Source organism: Paenibacillus sp. NAIST15-1 (assembly GCF_001894745.1).
GTDB classification, from domain to species: domain Bacteria; phylum Bacillota; class Bacilli; order Paenibacillales; family Paenibacillaceae; genus Paenibacillus_B; species Paenibacillus_B suaedae.
Window position 1 is genome coordinate 117,277 of sequence record NZ_BBYF01000008.1, and the last position, 21,378, is coordinate 138,654.

General features: G+C 48.6%; 19 protein-coding genes. 18 read left to right on the top strand and 1 reads right to left on the bottom strand.

All coding sequences use genetic code 11. From position 1 onward, the window contains the following. The first annotated feature begins 85 nt into the window (after positions 1–85). From PBN151_RS17870 to PBN151_RS17920, 11 genes are all read left to right on the top strand, one after another. Positions 86–991: an ABC transporter permease gene (locus tag PBN151_RS17870; protein WP_227774837.1), complete on the top strand. Its 906-nt coding sequence runs from the start codon at positions 86–88 to the stop codon at positions 989–991. 12 nt (positions 992–1,003) lie between these two features. Next, positions 1,004–1,888: a carbohydrate ABC transporter permease gene (locus tag PBN151_RS17875; RefSeq protein ID WP_072730100.1), complete on the top strand. Its 885-nt coding sequence runs from the start codon at positions 1,004–1,006 to the stop codon at positions 1,886–1,888. A 56-nt stretch (positions 1,889–1,944) separates the two neighbouring features. Then, positions 1,945–3,573 carry a type 2 periplasmic-binding domain-containing protein gene (locus tag PBN151_RS17880; protein WP_072730101.1) on the top strand — a complete coding sequence of 543 codons (1,629 nt, stop codon included), beginning with the start codon at positions 1,945–1,947 and terminating at the stop codon, positions 3,571–3,573. 179 nt (positions 3,574–3,752) lie between these two features. Beyond that, complete coding sequence (locus tag PBN151_RS17885) at positions 3,753–4,475, top strand: FadR/GntR family transcriptional regulator (RefSeq protein ID WP_065291321.1); 723 nt, start codon at positions 3,753–3,755, stop codon at positions 4,473–4,475. A 158-nt stretch (positions 4,476–4,633) separates the two neighbouring features. Next, entirely contained in the window at positions 4,634–6,001 is a 1,368-nt protein-coding gene (locus PBN151_RS17890) for an acyclic terpene utilization AtuA family protein (protein WP_072730102.1), read from the top strand. A gap of 2 nt (positions 6,002–6,003) precedes the next feature. Continuing rightward, entirely contained in the window at positions 6,004–6,312 is a 309-nt protein-coding gene (locus tag PBN151_RS17895; RefSeq protein ID WP_072730103.1) for a DUF4387 domain-containing protein, read from the top strand. A gap of 24 nt (positions 6,313–6,336) precedes the next feature. Then, a complete protein-coding gene (locus PBN151_RS17900) occupies positions 6,337–7,239 on the top strand; it encodes an ABC transporter permease (RefSeq protein WP_072730104.1) in 903 nt (300 codons plus the stop codon). Between the two features lie 13 nt (positions 7,240–7,252). Then, positions 7,253–8,134, top strand: coding sequence for a carbohydrate ABC transporter permease (locus tag PBN151_RS17905; protein ID WP_021255373.1), 882 nt, complete (start codon positions 7,253–7,255; stop codon positions 8,132–8,134). Positions 8,135–8,250: 116 nt separating this feature from the next. Continuing rightward, positions 8,251–9,705 carry an extracellular solute-binding protein gene (locus PBN151_RS17910; RefSeq protein ID WP_072730105.1) on the top strand — a complete coding sequence of 485 codons (1,455 nt, stop codon included), beginning with the start codon at positions 8,251–8,253 and terminating at the stop codon, positions 9,703–9,705. 86 nt (positions 9,706–9,791) lie between these two features. Beyond that, on the top strand, positions 9,792–10,952 hold the full coding sequence (locus PBN151_RS17915; protein ID WP_072730106.1) for an ADP-ribosylglycohydrolase family protein: 1,161 nt from the start codon (positions 9,792–9,794) through the stop codon (positions 10,950–10,952). Positions 10,953–11,013: 61 nt separating this feature from the next. Then, on the top strand, positions 11,014–13,158 hold the full coding sequence (locus PBN151_RS17920; protein WP_227774810.1) for an ADP-ribosylglycohydrolase family protein: 2,145 nt from the start codon (positions 11,014–11,016) through the stop codon (positions 13,156–13,158). A gap of 100 nt (positions 13,159–13,258) precedes the next feature. On the opposite strand, the gene PBN151_RS17925 is transcribed toward PBN151_RS17920, so the two are convergent. Beyond that, positions 13,259–13,645, bottom strand: a complete 387-nt coding sequence (locus PBN151_RS17925; protein WP_021261022.1) for a helix-turn-helix domain-containing protein — start codon at positions 13,643–13,645, stop codon at positions 13,259–13,261. A 174-nt stretch (positions 13,646–13,819) separates the two neighbouring features. Between PBN151_RS17925 and PBN151_RS17930 the strand changes: the two genes are divergently transcribed. The 7 genes from PBN151_RS17930 (at position 13,820) to desA (ending at position 21,326) form a co-directional block, all read left to right on the top strand. Next, positions 13,820–14,128 (top strand): hypothetical protein, encoded by a 309-nt coding sequence (locus PBN151_RS17930; RefSeq protein ID WP_072730108.1) that lies wholly within the window; start codon positions 13,820–13,822, stop codon positions 14,126–14,128. A 193-nt stretch (positions 14,129–14,321) separates the two neighbouring features. Continuing rightward, the gene (locus PBN151_RS17935) at positions 14,322–15,953 is read left to right on the top strand and encodes an ABC transporter substrate-binding protein (protein WP_175560745.1); all 1,632 of its coding nucleotides are present in this window, start codon (positions 14,322–14,324) and stop codon (positions 15,951–15,953) included. Between the two features lie 101 nt (positions 15,954–16,054). Further along, positions 16,055–17,077 carry an ABC transporter substrate-binding protein gene (locus PBN151_RS17940; protein WP_072730110.1) on the top strand — a complete coding sequence of 341 codons (1,023 nt, stop codon included), beginning with the start codon at positions 16,055–16,057 and terminating at the stop codon, positions 17,075–17,077. A gap of 38 nt (positions 17,078–17,115) precedes the next feature. After that, positions 17,116–18,123, top strand: coding sequence for a FecCD family ABC transporter permease (locus PBN151_RS17945; protein ID WP_072730111.1), 1,008 nt, complete (start codon positions 17,116–17,118; stop codon positions 18,121–18,123). Continuing rightward, on the top strand, positions 18,116–19,138 hold the full coding sequence (locus PBN151_RS17950) for a FecCD family ABC transporter permease (RefSeq protein WP_072730112.1): 1,023 nt from the start codon (positions 18,116–18,118) through the stop codon (positions 19,136–19,138). The genes PBN151_RS17945 and PBN151_RS17950 overlap by 8 nt, the downstream gene beginning before the upstream one ends. A 79-nt stretch (positions 19,139–19,217) precedes the next feature. Then, on the top strand, positions 19,218–20,039 hold the full coding sequence (locus PBN151_RS17955; protein WP_072730113.1) for an alpha/beta hydrolase: 822 nt from the start codon (positions 19,218–19,220) through the stop codon (positions 20,037–20,039). Between the two features lie 228 nt (positions 20,040–20,267). Next, on the top strand, positions 20,268–21,326 hold the full coding sequence (desA, locus tag PBN151_RS17960; protein WP_072730114.1) for a Delta(5) desaturase DesA: 1,059 nt from the start codon (positions 20,268–20,270) through the stop codon (positions 21,324–21,326). Positions 21,327–21,378 lie beyond the last annotated feature (52 nt).

A 21,378-nucleotide genomic window follows, 5' to 3' on the forward strand; every position in this document is an offset into this window, starting at 1 on the left:
ATGCATCAGGGAGGAAGAGGCGATGAAGGCAACTGAACTTGCAATGCAGCGTTCCAGTGAGCTTGAACCTGGGCGCAACAGTCGAATGGAGCGTATACGCAGGGGGCTGGTGAAGAATTGGCAGTTGTACCTGCTCCTGCTTCCGGTCGTGTTGTACTATATCATCTTTCACTATTTGCCGATGTATGGCATTCAGATTGCCTTCAAGGACTTTATGGCGAATAAGGGGATATGGGACAGTCCGTGGGTTGGCTTCAAGCATTTTGAACGCTTCTTCAACAGCTTCTACTTCGAACGCCTGCTGACGAACACGGTGCTCATCAGTCTGTATTCCTTGGCGCTAAGCTTCCCAATCCCGATCTTCCTTGCGCTGATGCTGAACGAAGTGAAGGCCGAGCGCTTCAAGAAGGTCGTACAGACCATTACGTACGCCCCGCACTTCTTGTCGGTCGTCGTTGTTGTGGGGATGCTGTTTATTTTTCTGAATCCGAGTACAGGCATTATCAATCATCTGATCGTGGCGATGGGCGGCGAGCCGATTACTTTCATGACCTCACCGGGCTGGTTCAAAACGCTGTATGTGTTGTCCGATGTATGGCAGACGATGGGCTGGAGCTCCATTATCTACTTGGCTGCTCTTTCAGGTGTCGATCACCAGCTGCATGAAGCAGCGACCATTGATGGCGCAACGCGTGTACAGCGCATCTGGCATATTAACCTGCCTACGATAGCGCCGACGATCATCATTCTGCTCATTTTGAATCTGGGCAGCGTCATGTCGGTCGGTTTCGAGAAAGTATTCCTCATGCAAAATTCACTCAACATGAGCAGCTCAGACATCATCTCCACCTATGTGTATCGTACCGGTATTTTGGACGCGCAGTACAGCTTCTCAGCTGCCGTTGGATTGTTCAATTCCGTTGTCAATTTTGCGCTCTTGATTGTTGTGAATTACATTGCGCGGCGTGTCAACGAGACGAGCCTATGGTAAGGGGGACAGAAGATGATCGACCGTTCGTTTGGCGACCGCATATTTAACCTAATCAATTACACGCTGCTTACTTTGCTCACTCTCATCGTTCTGTACCCGCTCGTATTCGTGTTGAGTGCTTCCATCAGCAATCCGGAACATGTGCTGCGCGGCGAAATGTGGCTCATTCCGAAGGGTTTCAATCTTGATGCCTATACGAAAATTTTTCAAAACAAGGACATTCTGCTCGGCTACAGCAACACCATTCTATATACGGTCATCGGTACGGCGCTTAATGTCGTGATGACCATCTGTGCTGCATATCCATTATCTCGCCGTGATCTGGCAGGGCGGGGATTTGTAACCGGACTTATCGTATTCACGATGTTCTTCGGGGGTGGATTGATTCCTACCTATTTATTGATTAAAAACTTGAACATGCTCGATACACTGTGGGTCATGATTATCCCGAATGCTGTATCCGTATGGAATATCATCATTATGCGCACCTTCTTCCAGCAGTCGATTCCCGGTGAGCTTCAGGAATCTGCGATGATCGATGGATGCACGCACATTCAAACGCTGCTCCGTATCGTACTGCCGCTATCCATGCCGATTATTGCAGTTATGGTGCTTTTCTATGCAGTGGGTCATTGGAACTCGTACTTCAATGCCTTGATTTACTTGACGACGAAGGAGAAATTCCCGTTGCAGCTTATCCTGCGCGAAATCTTGATTCAAAGCGATTCCGGCGAGTTTGTGAAGCTGACTTCTGAATCAGCGGTCCGGATGAAGATGAGCGTGGAAGGGTTAAAGTACGCTGTACTCGTCGTAGCGAATTTGCCAATGTTGATATTGTATCCGTTCTTGCAGCGGTACTTCGTGAAGGGCATCATGATTGGCGCATTGAAGGGGTAGATTACACGGCTATCGGTATCGGTATTCCAATATTGAATAATCAAGGGGGACATGTGATGCGTTCAAGAAAATGGTTCACATTGACACTTAGTGTGGTGCTGAGCTTCTCATTGCTCGTAACAGCGTGCGGCGGAGGCGGCGGTGGTGCAGCGAACGAAGGCAATCGTGATGAGCGTGTGGCGCTGATGAACAAGGAGGGCATGCCGATCGCGAAGGACAAAATGACGATGACGGCCTTCGCCGGCAAGTTCTTCGCTTCTTCCGATTGGAGCAAGCTGATGCTCTGGCAGGAATACGAGAAAATGAGCAATATCCATATCGAGTGGGAGACGGTGCAGATCGACAGTCTGAAGGAGAAGCGCAACATTAAGCTGGCTGGCGGCGATTATCCAGAGATGTTTTTCGCCTCTGCACTGCCGAAGACGGATTTAATCAAATACGGTAGTCAAGGAACATTTCTCAGGCTGAACGACCTCATTGATCAATATGCGCCGAACTTCAAGAAGATTATGGAGCAGTACCCGATTGTAAAAAAGGGAATTACGATGCCGGATGGCAGCATTTACGGCTTCCCAACCATATTTGATCCGGAGTTCAAATCGCTGTTCTACGGCACACCTTGGATGAAGCAGGAATGGCTGGATAACGTAGGAATGAAGGCGCCAACCAATCTGGATGAATTGGTTCAGGTGTTGAAAGCGTTTAAAGAAAAGGACCCGAACAAGAACGGCAAGCAGGATGAGATTCCATGGGGATCCAGGGGCGTCAGCATTATGATCAACTTTTTGCGCGGACCATTTGGATTAAGCAAGAACGGGATAGCCAACCCGAATGTGGATCTTGATCCGGCGACGGGCAAGCTTCGCTTTGTTCAGTCAACTGATGAATATAAGCAATTGCTGCAATATGTCGCTAAGCTATACAAGGATGGACTGCTGGACAAGGAAACCTTCACGATGAAGGATACGGACATTACCTCGAAAGCGAGCGCCGGCTTATATGGGTTCTTGGACGGTGTTGATCCGAAGGCCGTATACAATCAGGATGGTTATGTGGGGATGCCGGTCATTCAAGGGGTGAACGGAGAGAAGCTGCTGACGAATATCGGCTCGCCGCTTGGCAACCTCGGCATGTTCGTCCTGACGGACAAAGCGAAGAATCCAGAAGCCGCAATTCGCTGGATTGATCATTTCTATGGCGATGAAGGCGCCAAGATGTTCTTCATGGGCTTTGAAGGTGTTACCTATCAGGTGAACGACAAGGGTGACTATGAATATCTAGATGCAATTAAGAACAACAAGGATGGTCTGAATCTGGATCAGGCCATCAGCCAATACCTGACGTGGCCGGGCGGCTACTATCCTGGCATCGTGAAGCAGAAGTTCTTCAAGGGTGCGGAGGGCTATCCTTCTTCTGTGAAAAATGCACAGGATGCAGAACCATTCTCCGTGAAAATGGAAGATGTGTGGCCGTCCTTCAACTTCACGCCAGAGGAGCAGGAAGAATTGACGACGATCCAGACGGACATCCAGACGTATATCGACGAGATGCGCGACAAGTTCGCCTCTGGAGCTGCAGGCTTCGACCAGTGGGATGCGTATGTGAAGCAGTTGGAGCAAATGAACGTGAAGCGTTACTTGGAGATCTATGAAGCTGCTTATGAGCGTTATAAGGGTGGAAAATAATCTATCATTAGACCATATGACCCGCAGTGGGCACTTGAAAAGAGGCTGCCTTGCGGGTCGTTTTTTCGATTAGAAGGATTAGAAAAAAATATTGACACCGTTTTCATTACCAATTACTATGAAATTGCGGATAATTGGGTCACCCAATTTTGAATGAAACGCATGAAAGGTAATGAGCAATGACGATTAAAAAAATTAAGTACCACCGTGTCTATGAAGATGTCATTGAACAAATAGAGAATCTGATTCTCGAAGGCAACCTGGCTCCGGGAGATGTATTGCCAACGGAAAGGGAGCTCGCCCAAGCATTCGGCATTAGCCGCGGAACTTTGCGGGAGGCCTTCCGTATTCTCGAACGAGAAGGACTCATAGAGACGCGCCCCGGAGGCGGACGCTTCTTGAGCAAGACGCTGAACGAAGCCGAAGACAAGAAGCGTATGCTGGAGAATATCGAACGAGCCACGATCATTGAGCTGCTCGAAGCAAGAGAGATATTCGAGACGGGCATCGTCGAGCTTGCAGCGGAACGAGCGACCGAGCAGGATATTCGGGAGATTGAGCAGGCATTTGAGAAATGGGGCAAGATTGACCGTGACTCTGATGATTCGGATGATTCGAATGGTCAAGCCAATCCGGATCAAGCATTCCATCTCTCCATTGCCAAGGCGACACACAATGTTGTACTCGTCAACTTGATCGATCTGCATATCGATCTGCTGCAGAAGACACTTGCGAAGACGGAACATATTCCGGGACGCAAGGACGATGTATATAAGGAGCACTACCGCATTTTACAAGCCATTAAGGAGAAAAACCCACAAAAAGCAAAGGAAGCACTGCTCTATCACTTGCAACAAGTTAAGCAGAACATTCTGCTCCACAATGGAAGCTCAAAAGGGTGAGCGCATCGCTTCCTTTTGATCATTAAATTGGATCATCCAATTACCCACATTTCCAATACTCCCTAGAACTCACACCTAGACCCTAAAGAACACCGGATAGCAAGCTGCAAACAAAAAATTACAACACGCATTGCGTACTGTGATGGTGGAGGGTACCTATGACAAAAGAACAATTCAAAATCCTGGCCCCGTGCGGGATGCTGGGCTATGGCTTTCCAAGGGCCTCGTTCATGAACGGTATGGCGCATCATCCGGATGCCATTGTCGTAGACGCTGGGTCTACGGATGCCGGTCCCCATAAGCTGGGTGCGGGAACTGCAATCGTCAGCAAGCAGGCTTGCAAGAAGGACTTGGAGATTATGATCAACGCGGGAATCCAGGCGAAGATTCCGATCATCATCGGATCGGCCGGGGGCAGCGGCGCCAAGGTACATGTGGAATGGACACAGGCCATCATCATGGAGATCCTTGAAGAGCATCGCTTCCAAGGCATCAAAATCGCCACGATCTGGGCAGACATTCCTCACGAGGTGGTTGCTGCGAAGCTGGATGCCGGGCAGTGCGAGCCATTGGGCCTGACGGTTGCACCGCTGACTCAGGAACGCTTGGCGGCAACGACGAACATCGTGGCGCAGATGGGGCATGAGCCAATTGTAGAGGCGCTTCAAGAAGGAGCGGATATCGTTATTTGTGGACGAGCCTATGATCCGTCTCCATTTGCGGCAGTTGCCATGCTTCATGGGTTCGATACTGCGCTTGCCTATCATCTAGGGAAAATACTAGAGTGCGCCGCGCTGTCTGCTGAACCGGGTACGACTAAGGATTGCATGCTGGGCATATTGCAGCCGAATTCCTTTATCGTGAAGCCGCTTAGCGAGGCACGCAAATGCACAGCCGTATCGGTTGCCGCCCACACGTTTTACGAGAAGGAGCATCCGTACATTTTGCATGGTCCAGGGCTGACGCTGGATTTGGAGCATTGCATCTTCACGGAGCTTGGTGATGGCAGCGTAGAAGTAAGCGGCAGCCGAATATCGGAGACTCCGGTGTACAAAATCAAACTGGAAGGCGCTATGAAGGTGGCCTGCCGTACCTTCGTCATTGCCGGTGTACGCGATCCGCTCCTTATTGCACGGATTGAAGAGGTAGAGGAACTGGTCAAGCAGCAGGTGTATGAGTACTATGATGAAATTTCAAGGGAAGACTACCACATTCATTTCATTAATTATGGCTTGAATGGCGTGTTGGGAGAGCTGGAGCCAATTCGGACACCTGCTCATGAGCTCGGTGTCGTCATCGAGGTAACTGCCAAGACGCAGGAACTGGCGAATGCGATTTGCAGTTCTGCCCGTTCCACCTTCCTTCATTACGGGTATGAGGGAAGAAAGTCGACGGCTGGCAATCTGGCATTCCCATTTGCACCGAGCGACGTGCCGTTCGGCGACGTTTATGAATTTTCCGTCTACCACTTGATGGAGGTTGCGGATGGGCTGGAGATGTTCAAGAACGAATATACAGAGGTGTAGTCATGAAGCTATATGACGCTGCGGCCGTATTTCGAAGCAAAAATAGCGGGCCCTTCGAGATTACGATAGACGTCTTGTTCAAAGAACCGGAACTCTATTACAAAATGAAGCAGTCTGGTCGAATTAATAAAGAGATGGTATCCAGGTTATACCAAATCCCGGTTGAACATATTACGCAGCTTGTGTTTTTCGACCAAGCGCTCGGCTTCAAAATTACGTTCGCCAGACAGGTATCCTCAGGCACCGTATTCGATCGGGATGTATATGGAGCGCAGCAGCATGCGCCGCTCATGGAATTGGAAATCAGCTAAGCAACCGCCCGGAGGTGAGTGGAAATGAAAGCGGCTTCGAAATTAAAGCGGGTGTGGGCGGACAAAGTGCTCTATCTCCTGCTGCTGCCTTGTATTGCGTATTTTCTCATTTTTCATATATGGCCCATTATCGGAATGAAACTGGCCTTCTTCGACTATCGCATTTTGGGTGACCATGTGTTCGTGGGTTTGCAATATTTCCGCGAATTATTCAGTACACCCATCTTTATGAATGTTCTGGCGAATACGCTCATCATTAGTGCGATGAAGCTGGTATTGCTGTTCCCACTGCCCATTTTGTTCGCATTAATGCTTAATGAATTCCGCAATGGGCGCTTTCGCAAGGCGGTTCAGGTTATCTCCTATTTGCCTCACTTTTTATCGTGGGTCGTCATTACAGGAATATGGTTCGAATTTTTATCTCCATCGACAGGTGCCGTCAATGAGCTCATTCAAGTGTTCGGCTTTCCCGCGCATGACTTTCTGACTGACAAGGGCAGCATTCGCTGGGTTCTGCTAGCGAGTGAGGCATGGCGCAGCATCGGATGGGATTCGATTATTTATCTTGCGGCCATCATGGGAATCAGTCCTAGCTTGTACGAAGCGGCATATGTAGATGGGGCGAGCCGTTGGCATATTGTAACGCGGATCGTGCTTCCGCATTTGTATATTCCGATGGTTACGATCTTCATCCTCAATGTTGGTTTCATTATGAACGCAGGGCTGGATCAAGTATTGAACTTCACGAACGATTCGGTCAACAGCAAGATCGATATCATCGATACTTACGTGTATCGGGTTGGTCTCATTAATGGCCAATACTCGTTTGCAACGGCAGCGAATTTATTCAAGAGCTTAATTGGGGTCATCCTTGTGCTGTCGACTCATTTTATATCGAAAAAAATTACGAACAAAGGCGCCTGGTAAGGAGGGATGCATCTTGCGAAATAAAATAACCGTATCCAAAATGCTGATCGGCCTCATCCTCTCAGCACTTGTCTTAACGATGTTCATCCCGATCATGAACTTGATTGCCAGAGCGCTGTCGAATCCAGACAAGGTTCATATGCTGCGGGGCTATGAAATCTGGCCGCAAGGCTTCTCCCTTATTAACTTTCAAGTTGTGCTCAACAATGCACTGGTCAGCAAGGCGCTGTTGAACTCTTTGTTTATTTCAATTACGGGTACATGCATCAGCGTTATCTTTACCACACTCGCGGCCTATGTGCTGACCCGCAAACATTTAGTAGGCAAGACGCCGATTATGATTTTTCTCATTATTATTATGATCTTCGAACCGGGGATCGTGCAGGAATACATGGTCATTAAGGATTTGCATCTGCTCGACAGCTTATGGGCTATGGTATTCTACCGGATGATCAATGTGTACTACCTTATCATTATGATGCGTTTCCTTGAAGAGATCCCGGACTCCCTTATCGAGGCGGCGAGAATCGACGGTGCCGGACATATTCGAATGTTCGTCAAAATTGTCCTGCCGCTGGCTCGCATACCACTGCTGACAATCGGGATGTTCTATGCGGTTGCCAAATGGAATGAATTTTTCAAATCGAGCATTTTTCTATCGAGCCGCGACAATACCGTATTGCAAGTGCTGCTGCGGCAGTTCGTTGTGGAACGGGACAGCACAGCCCTAATCGGCACAGCCGATCTGCTGAAAAACAGTAATGTTGCGCAGCTGGATTTCTCATCTCTGAAAGCAGCGACGATCGTCATTGCCATTATCCCGTTTCTTATCCTCTATCCTGTCATTCTGAGACATTATACAAGCGGAGTGATGGAGGGCGGAGTGAAAGAATAAACAAGCTATTGTGATCAAAGAATTGCATTTTGTTCAAAGAAAAGCAGCACAGCCTTCTTGGTGCTCAATACCAGCGTATGAACACGAAGGATCATAAATATGGGGGAGGAAATGCAATGAAAAAAATGATTTTCCTTATGCTTGCCAGCTTGATGATGCTTACTACAGCGTGTGGTTCCAGCGGAACGAAGGATGCGGGAGATGCACAATCATCATCCGAACAAGAGGCAGTCACGATATCAATTGTCGGTAAGGATCTGCCGCCTGATGCAAGGGTGATTAAAGGGATTGAGGAAGGCATGAAGGCAGAAGGAAAGAACATTAAGCTGGAGGTCGTTCCAGTACAGAGCGGAACTTATTCGGAGAAGCTGGGCTTACTGCTGCAAAGCGGCACGATTCCGGACATTATGTACTTCCAAGGCGGGGATTACGCATTTGCCATCACGCAGCAAATCCTTGAAGATCTCACCCCTTACATTGAACAATCCACCCATGTAAAAGCATCCATGAACGTGTTCAATCAGGAACGCACGAAAAACTATCCGTATTTAGTATGGCTGTCGCCAACAAGCAGCCAAATTCCAGTCATGCGCCAGGACTGGTTCGATAAGTCGGCTACAGGCAAGGAATTGCTCGCGAATCCATCCATAGATAACTATTATCATTTTTTCAAAGAAATGAAAGAAAAGAATGGTGCCAAATTTGCCTACACGACAGCGGGCAATCTTGATGAGCTCGATGTGATGTTCGCACAAGCATTCGGTTTGAACTCGACATGGATTAAGGGCGCGGACGGGAAATACGCATTCGGCAAAACTACATCATTTGAAAAGGACAAGCTGGAGTTCTATGCCAAGCTGTATAAGGAAGGTTTGCTTGATCCAGAGTTTCTAACAAAGAAATGGGATACGAAGGAAAAAGCTTTTTATGATGGCCAAGCTGCCATTATCGCAGGGACACAGGGCAAGGTGATCGACCTGTACAATAACAAAATGACGTCTCAGAATGGAGCGTCGGCCAAGGTAATGCCTCTGCTGCCAGCGAAAGGCAAGGCGCAAGGCTACCTGCCGATCGATGTCAGCAAGGAAAGCCGCGGCTTTGCGATAAGCAGAGTGTCCAAGCATAAAGATTTGGCTTTTGCTGTACTCGAATATTTGGCTAGCCCGAAGGGGCAAATGCTCGATAAGCTCGGCATTGAAGGTGAAGAGTATGAGATCGTTAACAACAAAATCAAGCTGAAGGACAAATTCGCGGAATGGTACCCGCTATTCGTCGGCTCTACGATTAACTTCAAGCCGGAACATGAATTCGATCCTGCGACACCATACCTGTCTGAACCGGCAATGAAGTCAATGGAGATGATTGACTCTCTGTCGAGCAAGGATAATGCCTTCATAATACCAGCCGAACTTGCCGGCAAATGGGACGCCTGCAATGAGCTGTACAAGGAATTCGCAGCGAACATCGTGATGGGCAGCAAATCGGCAGCTGACTTCGACAAGTTCGTGCAGGCGTGGAATGATGCCGGTGGCAAGGAAATTACAGAGTACGCGAATCAAACGATCAAATAGGAAGCTCGAAAGCTAGAGCGTATGAGACTGGATATCGGGGAGCGAGGCGACTGCCTCGCTCTTCAGGCAGGAGGGAGAGAAGCGGGATGGTTTCTTTTGCGCAGCGAGTACAAGGAGCAATCTACGGAACAGCCTATGGGGATGCAATGGGTGCTGTCGTAGAGAAAATGACGTACAGCGAAATTAAAGAGAAGTATGGGCGCGTGGAAACAACGCAAACGAAATGGTGGAAGGCGGATTGGCCGGAGGCAGCGAGGCAGGGGAGAATGAGAGGCCAAGGCATTATTACCGACGATACGTTAATGACGCTCGCATTAATGAATGTATATGTTACGGAACGCCGTCACCTGGATGCCTATGATATGGCAAATGAATTCGTGAAGGAGATTGCGTTTCGGCCACGGTATATTCCGGAATTCGGCCGGGAAGCGCTCATTATGGATCGATTGTTCTATCCCGAGAAGCATATTTTCAATCGGCATGTGCTCGCGAATTGTGAACCGCGCGAAGGCGGGTACGGCAATATGGTCAACTGCGGGGCAGCCATGTATATCTCCCCGATCGGCATCGTGAATGCCTGCAATCCGAAGGGAGCCTATGATGAGGCGATTCTGTTCGCATCCGGGCATCAGCTCAGCTACGGCCTCGAGGCGGCAGGCGTAATGGCATGCTGTGTTGCGAAGGCAATGGAGCCGGGAGCGACCGTACATGATATAGCGGATACGGCGCTGCATTATGCGAAGGACGGCACGAAGCGGGCGATACATGACATTTGCGAGACGGCTCTTCTTCTTCAGTCCCGCAAGGAGGATCGAGAGGAAATCGTTCGTTCCTTCCATGAAGTGCTCGCGCGCTATTCACCAATGGGAGACGATGTGCATCGGAGCATACACAAGATCGGCATCCCATCCAATCACTACACGCCAAGCCGATTGTTCGCCATCGAGGAGCTGCCGCTTGCACTGGCTTATATCTTGCTGCACGAGGGCAATCTGCTGGAAGCGGTCAAGGACGGGGTCAGCTCGGGGCGCGATACGGATTCCATCGGCGTCATGATCGGCGCTATTCTGGGGGCTATGCAAGGCGTGCAGGCAATACCTGCGGAAGAGATAGCTACACTCGAAGACATCAATCAGCAGCGCATCGATCAGCACTGCGAAGCATTCATGGAAGCGGCAACCGCGATCATTGGCACGGATGCCCAGTTACATCGAAAAAGAGAGCAAATGATAGATCAGATGATGTAACTCATTTACAGCATACGAAAATGGAAAACGTTCTTACGTTCTAACATTCTTACTTCATAACATGCAAGAGAATAACGACTTAGAGGCGGTGACAGATTGTATGATACCGAACAATTATGTAGAGAAGATTTATGCAGGTTACTTGGGAATGAATATCGGGATTCGGCTCGGAGCGCCGGTAGAGCCGACAATTTGGACCTATGAGCGAATTCAGAATACGTATGGCGAGATTACGGGATATGTGAAGGATTTTAAAAATTTTGCGGCAGATGACGATGCCAACGGCCCTTATTATTTCCTCCGTGCACTCTATGATGATGCGGTGGATCGTGACATTACGCCAAATGATGTGGCGCGTGCTTGGCTCAACTATTCTCGCGAAGGCATCGGCATGTTCTGGTGGGGCGGATATGGCGTAAGCACTGAGCATACCGCGTATATCAATTTGAAAAAAGGAATCTCCGCTCCGCAATCTGGTTCGATTGAGCAGAATGGACAAATTATTGCCGAACAGATTGGCGGTCAGATTTTTATTGATACATGGGGACTTGTGAATCCCTGCAATCCGAAGAAGGCGGCTGACTTTGGCGAAGCAGCGGCAAGAGTATCACATGATGGTGAGGGTGTGCTTGGCGCGAGATTTTTCTGTGCGGCGATCTCGAAGGCTTTCGAGACAGCGAACATCGAAGACATTATTGAAGCAGGTCTAGCGGAAATTCCAAGCGATTCCCTCTACGTGCAGGTTGCGCGTGCTGTGCTCGCCTTCTATGAACAGCATCCGGACGATTTCAGAGCATGTCGCGCGATGCTGGAGCGGGATTGGGGCTACGATAAATATACGGGTGTATGCCATATCATCCCGAATGCAGGCGTATGTGTGCTGTCCATGATCTACGGACAGGGCGACTTTAACCGTACTGTCGAAATCGCGACGATGTGCGGCTGGGATACGGATTGCAATGCTGGCAATGTTGGAACGGTGCTTGGGGTAGCTTGCGGCTTAAGCGGAATCGGGGAACATTATCGCACGCCGATCAATGACGGTATCGTCATGTCGGGCATTTCGGGTTATTTGAACATTCTTGATATTCCTACTTATGCGAAGGAACTGGCGATTCTGGGCTATCGCTTGGCCAATGTGCCATGCCCGCCCGAGCTGCTGGACAGCTGCAAGGAGAACGAAATCCATTTTGACTTCGAGCTGCCAGGCTCAACACATAATATGCGCGTATCTGATCCATTCTTCTGCCGCCTAAAGCATTCTACAGAACAGGCGTACCAAGGAACGGGATCGCTTGAGGTGCTATTTGATCGCATGACTCGCGGTGAGAGCTCGAAGGTGTTCTACAAGTCATTTTACACTCGGGATGACTTCAACGATGAGCGTTATTCGCCTACCTTCTCGCCGAAGGCTTATTCAGGGCAGACGGTATCGATGAAAATTTACCTTGATCAGTGGGGCGGCAATGCGCCGATGACGATTGCCCCATATGTGCGTTTGGCGAAGAGCAAGCGGGATTTGGTACAGGGTTACCGCAAGCTTGTGAACGAGCAGTGGATCGATGTGGAATTTGTCATTCCAGACACAGAGGGAGAATTGATTGATGAAGTTGGCATCGTTCTGGAGTCAGACTCTACGCGCAAGCCGAAGAGCCTTGGACGCATCTTCATTGACGAATTCCGGATTTACGGCAAGGCGGCCTACACAATTGACTTCCACAAGCAGGCGATGAGCTTCGGCTGTGTGACCCCATTTGCTCATAATCAAGGGGCATGGAGCTTGGTAGATGGCAGCATGTACGTGATGACTGCCGAGTCTAGCGAGTCATATGCAGGCAATTATTTTGCGACAGATTACTCGGTTGAGGTTACGCTCAACCCGCAAAGCGGGGATTCACATCTTGTTGCGATTCGGGCTCAAGGCGCCATGCGCGGCTACCATGCGGGACTGAACGGTAAGGGTCAAGTGTCTTTATACGCCAATGACTTCGGCTACAAGAAGCTTGCCAGCTGTGCCTACCCATGGAAGTTGAATCAGGAGTACGACATCAAGCTAACCGCAGAGGGCAGTACCCTTACACTAAGCATCAATGGCGAGCAATTGCTGCAGCACGAGGATGATGCGTGGAGCTATGGCATGTATGGAGTAAGCACGCTCGGTGCGGCTAGAACCTACTATCGAAAACTGACAATAACGGAGCTGTAAACGAGACGAGCGCCATTTTACAATACGAAGAACCCGCGGGATAAGGAGGGCGGGTTTTTCGTATTTTCGACGATTAGGTCGTGATTCTCGGGTGCTGCGTTTAGGAACGCTTATTTCCTTTGGAACTTTTAGCATCCATCGTGTTAAGGAAATCCTTTGTGGTTCGAACCACATACTTGACCTCATCAATCGATCTTTCCATGAGCGTGATTCTATGTAGATCAAGAAGCATCTGCTTGTCTTCGATGCCATCCTCGATGCCGAGCTTCTGGAAGTCAAACAGTTCACTAGGCATAATATCCAGCGCATGCATAAGAGATTCCAATGTCTTCAAGGTTACATTGACTTTCCCGGATTCAATATCGGATATCCGCGACTTGCTCATGCCCTCTTTTCCCGTTCTTTCTGCAACTTGCTCCTGGCTTAATCCTTTTGCGAGTCGAATCATTCTTAGCTGTTCGCCAACAAACTTAAGCAAATCTGACATGATGTTCACCTCAGTTTAGAGGTTATTGAATCGTAGAGGAAAATGAGATATCACTATAACATAACAAAAAGATAAATGTTATACTATAATGGAACTATTATATGGAAAATGATATGAATCATGGATAATTGCATTTCCGTAATCAGTTTAGTAATCGATGTGGAGGAAGAAAAAATGTCTGATTGGGTAAAAGATACCTTGCAGCAACGGTTGGAATTCCTTAGGACACAAGTCGAGATGCTACCGGAAATAACAATACTGCAGAATAAATTAGATGAATTGGAGCATTCGATTCAGCGCAAGTTAGGTCGAAGTGGGCGCAGCTTGCACAAGGAATGGATACAAGTGCAGAACGAGATGGCTTCTATGCAAATGGGATGGATCTATGCAAAGGGTGTACAGGATGGATTGAAGATGCTCATCTTCTTGAACAAGTCAGAGGAAGAATTGGCGATGAGTAATAGCCATCTCCCAATGAACTAGCAAGAACAATGTCATCAGGTTAGACAAGCTCAGCAGTAAGAACTGTTGGGCTCTTTGTATTGGTTTCATTCATAGCTATATTGACGATGATAATCATTATCAATTATGATGAGAAAGATGGTAGGATTCATTAAGATAGATTCATTATGCTCACCGATTTCTTCTATATAAAGTAGGAGGCAGTATGAAAACGATGAATAAACGGAATCATTCCAGCAGTCGCATTTCCTGGAATGAAGCGATCTATAAACTGCGTACAGCAGAATACCGCAAGGATGTGCAGGGCTATCAATCCGCTCAACAGTGGACAAGTACACATCTGTTGATCATTACAACACAAGGGCATGGAACGGTACAGCTGGACAAGAAGGAATATTCCTTGTCTCGTGAAAGTGCGTATTGGTTCGCCCCTGCTCATACATTCGGCATGAAATCAGAAGCAGAAGATGGCATAGAGGCCTATCTTTTTTATTTCGATATGTATAGAGAAGCAGAGGAAGGAGCACTGCTTCATCCCTTGCATGATGAACGGGAAATCGAACACCAGGAGACAATTGCGGTGACTTCAGCAGGAGAACTGACACTTCTGTGCGATGCAGTCGTTCGCATGCATGGCAGCGAGAGTGCTCAGGAACGATTCCGTGCTCAATATGCCTTCCAGGAGCTTATCTATACGCTGCTGAATAAGAAGCCGAACCACACTGATCATGGAAGTTCTTCCATTGAGAGAGCGAAGGCATACATGGAATTGCACTACAGTGACAGCTTGTCGATCGAGCAATTGGGAGCCATTGCAGGAGTAAGTCCGAAGTATTTCGTCGATTTATTCAAAAAAACATTTGGCCTCAGCTCAAACGATTATTTGACAGAGCTGCGAATGAATAAGGCGAAGCAATTCCTGAATCGATCTGATGTGAAGCTGCGAGATATTGCGCATCAGGTTGGATATCAGGATGAGTTTTATTTCAGCCGGAAGTTCAAGCAGATGGTTGGTGTTTCCCCTTCGGTTTATATGAAGAGCCGCAGGAAGAGAATTGCTGCATACGGAACTGGAGTAGCGGGCTATCTGCTGGCGCTCAATATTATTCCCTATGCTGCGCCGCTGCACCCGAAATGGACGAAATACTATTACGATCAATATCGCTATGATATTCCTGTTCATCTCAGCGCGTACCGTGTCAATGAGCACTGGGAAGCGAACATCATGAAGCTGCACGAGGCGGCGCCGGATGTAATCGTCAGCATAGATGGGCTTGCCGAGGAGGAGCAAGAGCAGCTTGGTCAGGTAGGCAACGTCTGTCAAGTTCCAAGTACGAGGAATTGGCGAGAGCAGCTGGTGCATACAGCGAAGCTGCTTGGGGAAGAGACGGAGGCTGCGAATTGGCTTGCTCAGTATGATCGTAGAGTGGATTGGGTAAGAGAACAACTTCCATCTGGCGTGAAGGATGAGACCTTCCTCTTCGTTAGAATTTTGAGAAAGCAGATCTATGCATATTGCAATCGTGGAATTGCAGAGGTTGTATTCGATAATCTGCAGCTCCAACAGGCATTCCAATGGCCAGAGCAAGTCTATAACATGGAGCTGTCATTGGAGCAGCTTGCCCTAATCAATCCAGATCGCCTGCTCGTCAACGTCTGCCAAGAGAGTGAGACGTTAGCCGCTTGGGAGCAGCTGCAGGAAAGCTGGCGATGGCAGCAGCTTAGTGCTGTGCGTCGTCAACGTGTTCATCTGATACATACAGATCCTTGGGTCGAGTATTCTCCGATCGCGATGGAACGAATGATGGATACGATGCTTCAATTGCTATCTGGAAATTGTCCATAACAATTCAGGAATTTATCCATTGGAGATTCGGGATAAACGTTCTATCATTTAATAGTGATAATCATTATCAATTGAAACGTTAGAAGGGAGTTCAGAAATAAATGAACAAATGGATGGTTAAGGGGTTATTATTGCTTTCACTTTCACTGGCATTGACAGCATGCGGTGCTGGTGGCGCGAAAGAAGGCGCTGATGCGAAGAACGGTTCAGGCACGGAAACGACTGCACCTGCAGCGTCTAACACAGACAATAAAGATAAAGAGTCGGCACCATCCGGCGAAACAAAAACAATTACGTATTTGGATCAAACGTATACGATCCCTGCTAAAAAGGAACTTCGCATCGTAATTTCTGGTTCTATGGAGTCCATGGAAGATGCGGTTGTACTTGACGCGAAGCCAGTTGGTGCAATTAGTGTAAGCGGGCAGTTCCCTGACTTGTTCAAGAAAGCGACAACGGAAGCCGTATCGGTCGGAGAGAAGATGGAGCCGGATTACGAAGGAATCTTGAAGCTGAAGCCTGACGTCATCCTCGCTTCTACGAAGTTCAAGCCAGAGGCTATCGAGAACTTCAAAAAAATTACGACTACCATTCCGGTATCACACGTGTCTACGAACTGGGAAGCCAATCTGAAGCTCTTGGCAGAACTAACAGGCAAGGAGAAAGAAGCGGAAGAGGCTTTGAACAAGTATAAAGCCGACTTGGATGCGACGAAAGCGAAGTTCGGCGACAAGCTGAAGGACAAGAAGGTACTAGCGGTTCGTGTTCGTAAGGGCGATCTGGCGATCTACCCTGAGGGAGTCTTCTTTAATGCTTCCCTCTATAACGATTTGGGTCTGACGGCTCCCGCAGAAGTGAAAGCAGCGAAGGCGCAAGAATTGATCTCGCTGGAGAAATTCTCGGAAATCAATCCTGACTATCTGTTCGTTCAGTTCTCTCCAGATGAGAACAAGAATACACCGAAAGCACTGGAGGATTTGGAGAACAATCCAATCTGGAAGAGCGTTAATGCGGTGAAGAACGGCAAGGTGTTCGTCAATGTTGTGGACCCGCTCGCACAAGGCGGCACAGCGCTCAGCAAATTCTTGTTCCTTGAAGCAGCAGTAGATAAGCTGTCCCAATAATTCAGATGTTCAAATAATAAACAACAGGTTGGTACGATATGCATAATAAGAAGGCATTGGCGATTGCAATCATGATCTTGTCACCAATTGCCATGGTGGCGGTCATCGTATTATCCGTGCTCTATGGAGCCAAGAACATTGATGCGAATACCGTATGGAATGCTGTGTTCCACTTCAATCCGGACAATGTAGATCACCAAATTATTTTGCACTCGCGCATGCCGAGGGCAATAGGGGCGCTCTTGATCGGGGCGTTCCTAGCCGTATCAGGAGCCATGATGCAGGGGATGACAAGAAACTATCTTGCATCCCCTTCTATTATGGGGGTATCTGATGGTTCGGCCTTCGTCATTACGCTGTGCACGATTTTGGTTCCTTCTGCGTCATCCATTGAAATGATTTTCTTTTCGTTATTAGGTTCATTGTTTGGCGTCGTTGTCGTGTGGGGATTGGCCTCCACAATTCCGGGTGGGTTGTCGCCAGTGAAGATGGCGATTGTCGGAACGGTTATCGGAACCCTGCTCAGCAGCATTTCATCTGCGATCGCCGTTTATTTTCAAATTTCGCAGAATATCAGCTTCTGGTATAACGCTAGGCTTCATCAATTGGATCCCCAGTTAATTAAGCTTGTTATTCCATTTGCTATTGTTGGATTTATTCTGGCGATGTCTGTCACCAGATCAATTACGACACTCTCGCTTGGCGAAGATGTTGCGGCTGGCTTGGGGCAGAAGACGTTTTTTGTAAAGCTGCTTGCAACCGCTTCAGTCGTCATTTTGACCGGTATTTCGGTAGCGCTGGCAGGCAAGATTGGCTTCGTTGGTTTAATTGTTCCTCATATTGCACGTATGCTGGTTGGAGTGGATTACCGGTGGACGGTGCCTTGTGCAGGCTTGCTGGGGGCCTTGTTCCTTGGCCTTGCTGATGTACTCAGCAGATTCATCAATCATCCATTCGAAACTCCAGTCGGTGTAGTAACAGCCTTAATTGGGGTTCCATTCTTCCTCTATCTCATTCGCAAAAAAGGAGGGGGAGGACGTGCATAGAGATTCATTGCTTCGTTGGTGGGTTGTATTTGGCGTTGGGCTCGCATTGTTCTGTACTGCGGTCTATATAAGCGTGACAAATGGCGTCTTCGATATGACGGTGAAGGATGTCATCAATACCATCCTGGGCATTGATCCGCAGCCGGATCATGAGCTTGTTATCTTCGAGTTCAGACTGCCGCGCATTGTGCTGTCTGCGATGGTAGGTTTGGGTCTGGGCATAGCAGGCGCTGTTATTCAAGGCATTACGCGGAATGGCCTTGCCGATCCAGGGATTTTGGGTATTAACTCTGGTGCCGGAGCTGCAGTCGTACTGTTTATGTTTTTCTTCCAAGGGAAGATCGTCGGCACAGATTGGTTTGCAGTAATGGCTATGCCTTTGTTTGGACTTGTCGGTGGCTTGCTGGCAGCTATCTTTATTTTTGCGTTCTCATGGCATCGAGGCAGGCTTGATCCGCAGCGCTTGATCTTAGTTGGTATTGCGGTAGCTTCTGGTCTCGGGGCATTGTCTATGTATATTTCATTGAAGATGAATCCGCAGGACTTCGAGATGGCAACGGTGTGGATGTCAGGCAGCGTGTGGAATGCGAACTGGCATTACGTTGTGGCCGCATTGCCATGGCTCATCATTTGCGTCCCATTCATTTGGTTCAAGTCACGGAAGCTGGACTTGCTCCAATTCGAGCGAGACAGTGCGATGAGTCTTGGCGTGGCAGTCAATCGGGAGACAAATTTACTGCTCATAGCCAGCATTGGGCTTGTCAGTGCTTGTGTATCCGTATCCGGCAGCATTGGCTTCGTCGGCTTGATCGCACCGCATATTGCACGGAAGCTGGTCGGTGTGAGTCATCATCGCATGCTGCCCGTGTGCGGAATAATCGGGATGGTTATCGTTGTCGTCTCCGATTATATCGGCAGAACGATTTTTGCGCCGATATCATTGCCGGCAGGTGTCGTTGTGGCGCTGCTCGGCGTTCCGTATTTTATCTACTTGCTCTATCGAGCTCCGAAATAGGTCCGATGTTCGAAAGACATAACATTGACATCGGCAGAGTCATCGGAATTCATTCCGCACAATAGGGGGAGGAACCAGCATGAAAATAGCAGAACAACCGATTACGCTGCCGCGTTCTACGGTTTACAATATGGGTTCCACGCATACGAACCGAGATTATCGAATTAGTGTTAGTGTTCCCGAGGGCGAAGCTCCTTCGGAGGGGTACCCGGTTCTGTATGTGCTCGACGGCAACGCGTTATTTCCTCTTTGCGCGGAGTCGGCTCGCGTGTTGAAGGGGCGAGGCATTCGCGGCTTCGGCCCTCTGGTTGTTGTAGGGATTGGTTATTTGACGGAAGGAAACTTTCCTGCGGATCGCTTCTATGAACTGACACCTCCAACGGATCGTGCATCCTTGCCGCCAAGACCAGGCGGGGAGGAATGGCCGCCAACTGGAGGCGGCGACAACTTCCTTCGCTTCATCGAGGAAGAGCTGAAGCCAGCAATCGAAGAGGCGTATCCGATTGATCGTTCGAAGCAGGCTTTGTTCGGTCATTCACTCGGTGGCTTATTCACACTGAATACGATGTTCACGAAGCCTGATCTGTTCCAGACTTATATTGCGGGCAGCCCCTCTATTTGGTGGAGCAATCGCTGCGTGCTGGAGGCGGAGCAGGTATTTACGGCGAACCGAACTGTAGAGCCTGATCCAACCCCTGTGCGGCTGCTCATGACCGTTGGGGAAGAGGAAGCCTCACACCCGAATCGGATGCTGCATAATGCGGAGGAGATGTACCAACGCTTGAACAAGCTGGAGGAGAACGGCTTGTCCGTGGATTTTCATGTATTTCCTGGTGAAGGGCATTTATCGGTGCTTCCCGGCTTGATCGGACGCGCAATCCGATTCGCGCTTCATAAATAAGAAGTAACAAGCAGCCTGCTGACCTATTTCAGCAGGCTGCTTGTTTGTTTGCGGATCGGCGCGCCTATGTTTGCATGTTTTAACGTGACATATATGACATTTATCATGTCCCTTATCTGACGTTTATGACTACTGCGGATGACACGGATTCTCTATACTTAAGATAATTAAGTATGGGTTCATACGATATCACCTATGTTCGTTAACAATTTAGGGGGAACTGACAAGATGGCCGATTCGAAGCTTACTAGCTTGAAGAAGGAAGTAGCGCCTTATGAACAGATCGATATGCGATCGAGCATTCGACAAATATGCAATACGATTTTACCGCTTTTGGTTCTGTGGTATGCCGCTTATGCGAGTCTTTCGGTATCCTACTGGCTATCACTCGTGTTCATGGTCATGGCGTCCGGCTTCGTCATTCGGACATTTATTATATTTCATGACTGCTGTCACCAATCCTTTTTTAAGAGCCGGAAGGCAAACGATATACTGGGAACGATTACAGGGGTGATCACCCTTGTTCCGTACCAGCAATGGAAGAACAGTCACTCTATCCATCATGCCACAAGCAGCAACCTAGACAAGCGGGGAATTGGCGACATGTGGGTGCTGACGGTTGAGGAATACGAGGAGGCTTCCTGGTGGACGCGTCTAGCTTATCGTGTATACCGCAATCCAGTGGTCATGCTCTGCATCGGGCCGATTGCCATCTTCCTGATTGCTTATCGCTTCAATGTTAAAGGTGCGAAGCGTAAGGAGCAAGTGAATACGCACATTACGAATATTGGAATTGTAGTATTATATGCATTGCTGTGTTGGGCCATTGGTTGGCAGGCATTTCTGATGATCCAAGGGCCAATCTTCTTATTGTCGGGCATGCTCGGCATCTGGCTGTTCTATGTGCAGCATCAATTCGAGGAGACGTACTTCGAGCATGAAGATGAATGGAGCTACGTGAAGGCGGCGGTAGAAGGAAGCTCCTATTACAAGCTGCCGAAGTTGCTGCAGTGGATTACCGGCAACATCGGCTTCCATCATGTGCATCATCTTAGTCCGAAGGTGCCGAACTACAATTTGGAGAAGGCGCATGATGCGTCCATTCCGCTGCAGAAGGCAACGACAATTACCCTGCGTACGAGCCTGAAGTCGCTCCGATTCCGACTATGGGATGAAGAGAGAAAGGTATTTGTTAGCTTCAAGGAACACAAGCAGATGCTGCTGCAGAAGTCAGGTCGCATTAGAAGCTCTATCAAGCCGCCAAGAGCGGGGATTCAAGGGGAATAATGAGCACGGCTTGGCATCATTATGGTAAGATACAATTAAATATGGCAAGAGG

Bases quoted from the DNA above. Each gene is read 5' to 3' on its own strand.
- PBN151_RS17870 (WP_227774837.1), top strand. From the start codon at position 86: ATGGAGCGTATACGCAGGGGGCTGGTGAAGAATTGGCAGTTGTACCTG.
- PBN151_RS17925 (WP_021261022.1), bottom strand. From the start codon at position 13,645: ATGTCAGATTTGCTTAAGTTTGTTGGCGAACAGCTAAGAATGATTCGA.
- PBN151_RS17930 (WP_072730108.1), top strand. From the start codon at position 13,820: ATGTCTGATTGGGTAAAAGATACCTTGCAGCAACGGTTGGAATTCCTT.
- PBN151_RS17885 (WP_065291321.1), top strand. From the start codon at position 3,753: ATGACGATTAAAAAAATTAAGTACCACCGTGTCTATGAAGATGTCATT.
- PBN151_RS17900 (WP_072730104.1), top strand. From the start codon at position 6,337: ATGAAAGCGGCTTCGAAATTAAAGCGGGTGTGGGCGGACAAAGTGCTC.
- desA (WP_072730114.1), top strand. From the start codon at position 20,268: ATGGCCGATTCGAAGCTTACTAGCTTGAAGAAGGAAGTAGCGCCTTAT.
- PBN151_RS17955 (WP_072730113.1), top strand. From the start codon at position 19,218: ATGAAAATAGCAGAACAACCGATTACGCTGCCGCGTTCTACGGTTTAC.
- PBN151_RS17910 (WP_072730105.1), top strand. From the start codon at position 8,251: ATGAAAAAAATGATTTTCCTTATGCTTGCCAGCTTGATGATGCTTACT.
- PBN151_RS17880 (WP_072730101.1), top strand. From the start codon at position 1,945: ATGCGTTCAAGAAAATGGTTCACATTGACACTTAGTGTGGTGCTGAGC.
- PBN151_RS17875 (WP_072730100.1), top strand. From the start codon at position 1,004: ATGATCGACCGTTCGTTTGGCGACCGCATATTTAACCTAATCAATTAC.
- PBN151_RS17890 (WP_072730102.1), top strand. From the start codon at position 4,634: ATGACAAAAGAACAATTCAAAATCCTGGCCCCGTGCGGGATGCTGGGC.
- PBN151_RS17940 (WP_072730110.1), top strand. From the start codon at position 16,055: ATGAACAAATGGATGGTTAAGGGGTTATTATTGCTTTCACTTTCACTG.
- PBN151_RS17915 (WP_072730106.1), top strand. From the start codon at position 9,792: ATGGTTTCTTTTGCGCAGCGAGTACAAGGAGCAATCTACGGAACAGCC.
- PBN151_RS17920 (WP_227774810.1), top strand. From the start codon at position 11,014: ATGCAAGAGAATAACGACTTAGAGGCGGTGACAGATTGTATGATACCG.
- PBN151_RS17935 (WP_175560745.1), top strand. From the start codon at position 14,322: ATGAATAAACGGAATCATTCCAGCAGTCGCATTTCCTGGAATGAAGCG.
- PBN151_RS17945 (WP_072730111.1), top strand. From the start codon at position 17,116: ATGCATAATAAGAAGGCATTGGCGATTGCAATCATGATCTTGTCACCA.
- PBN151_RS17895 (WP_072730103.1), top strand. From the start codon at position 6,004: ATGAAGCTATATGACGCTGCGGCCGTATTTCGAAGCAAAAATAGCGGG.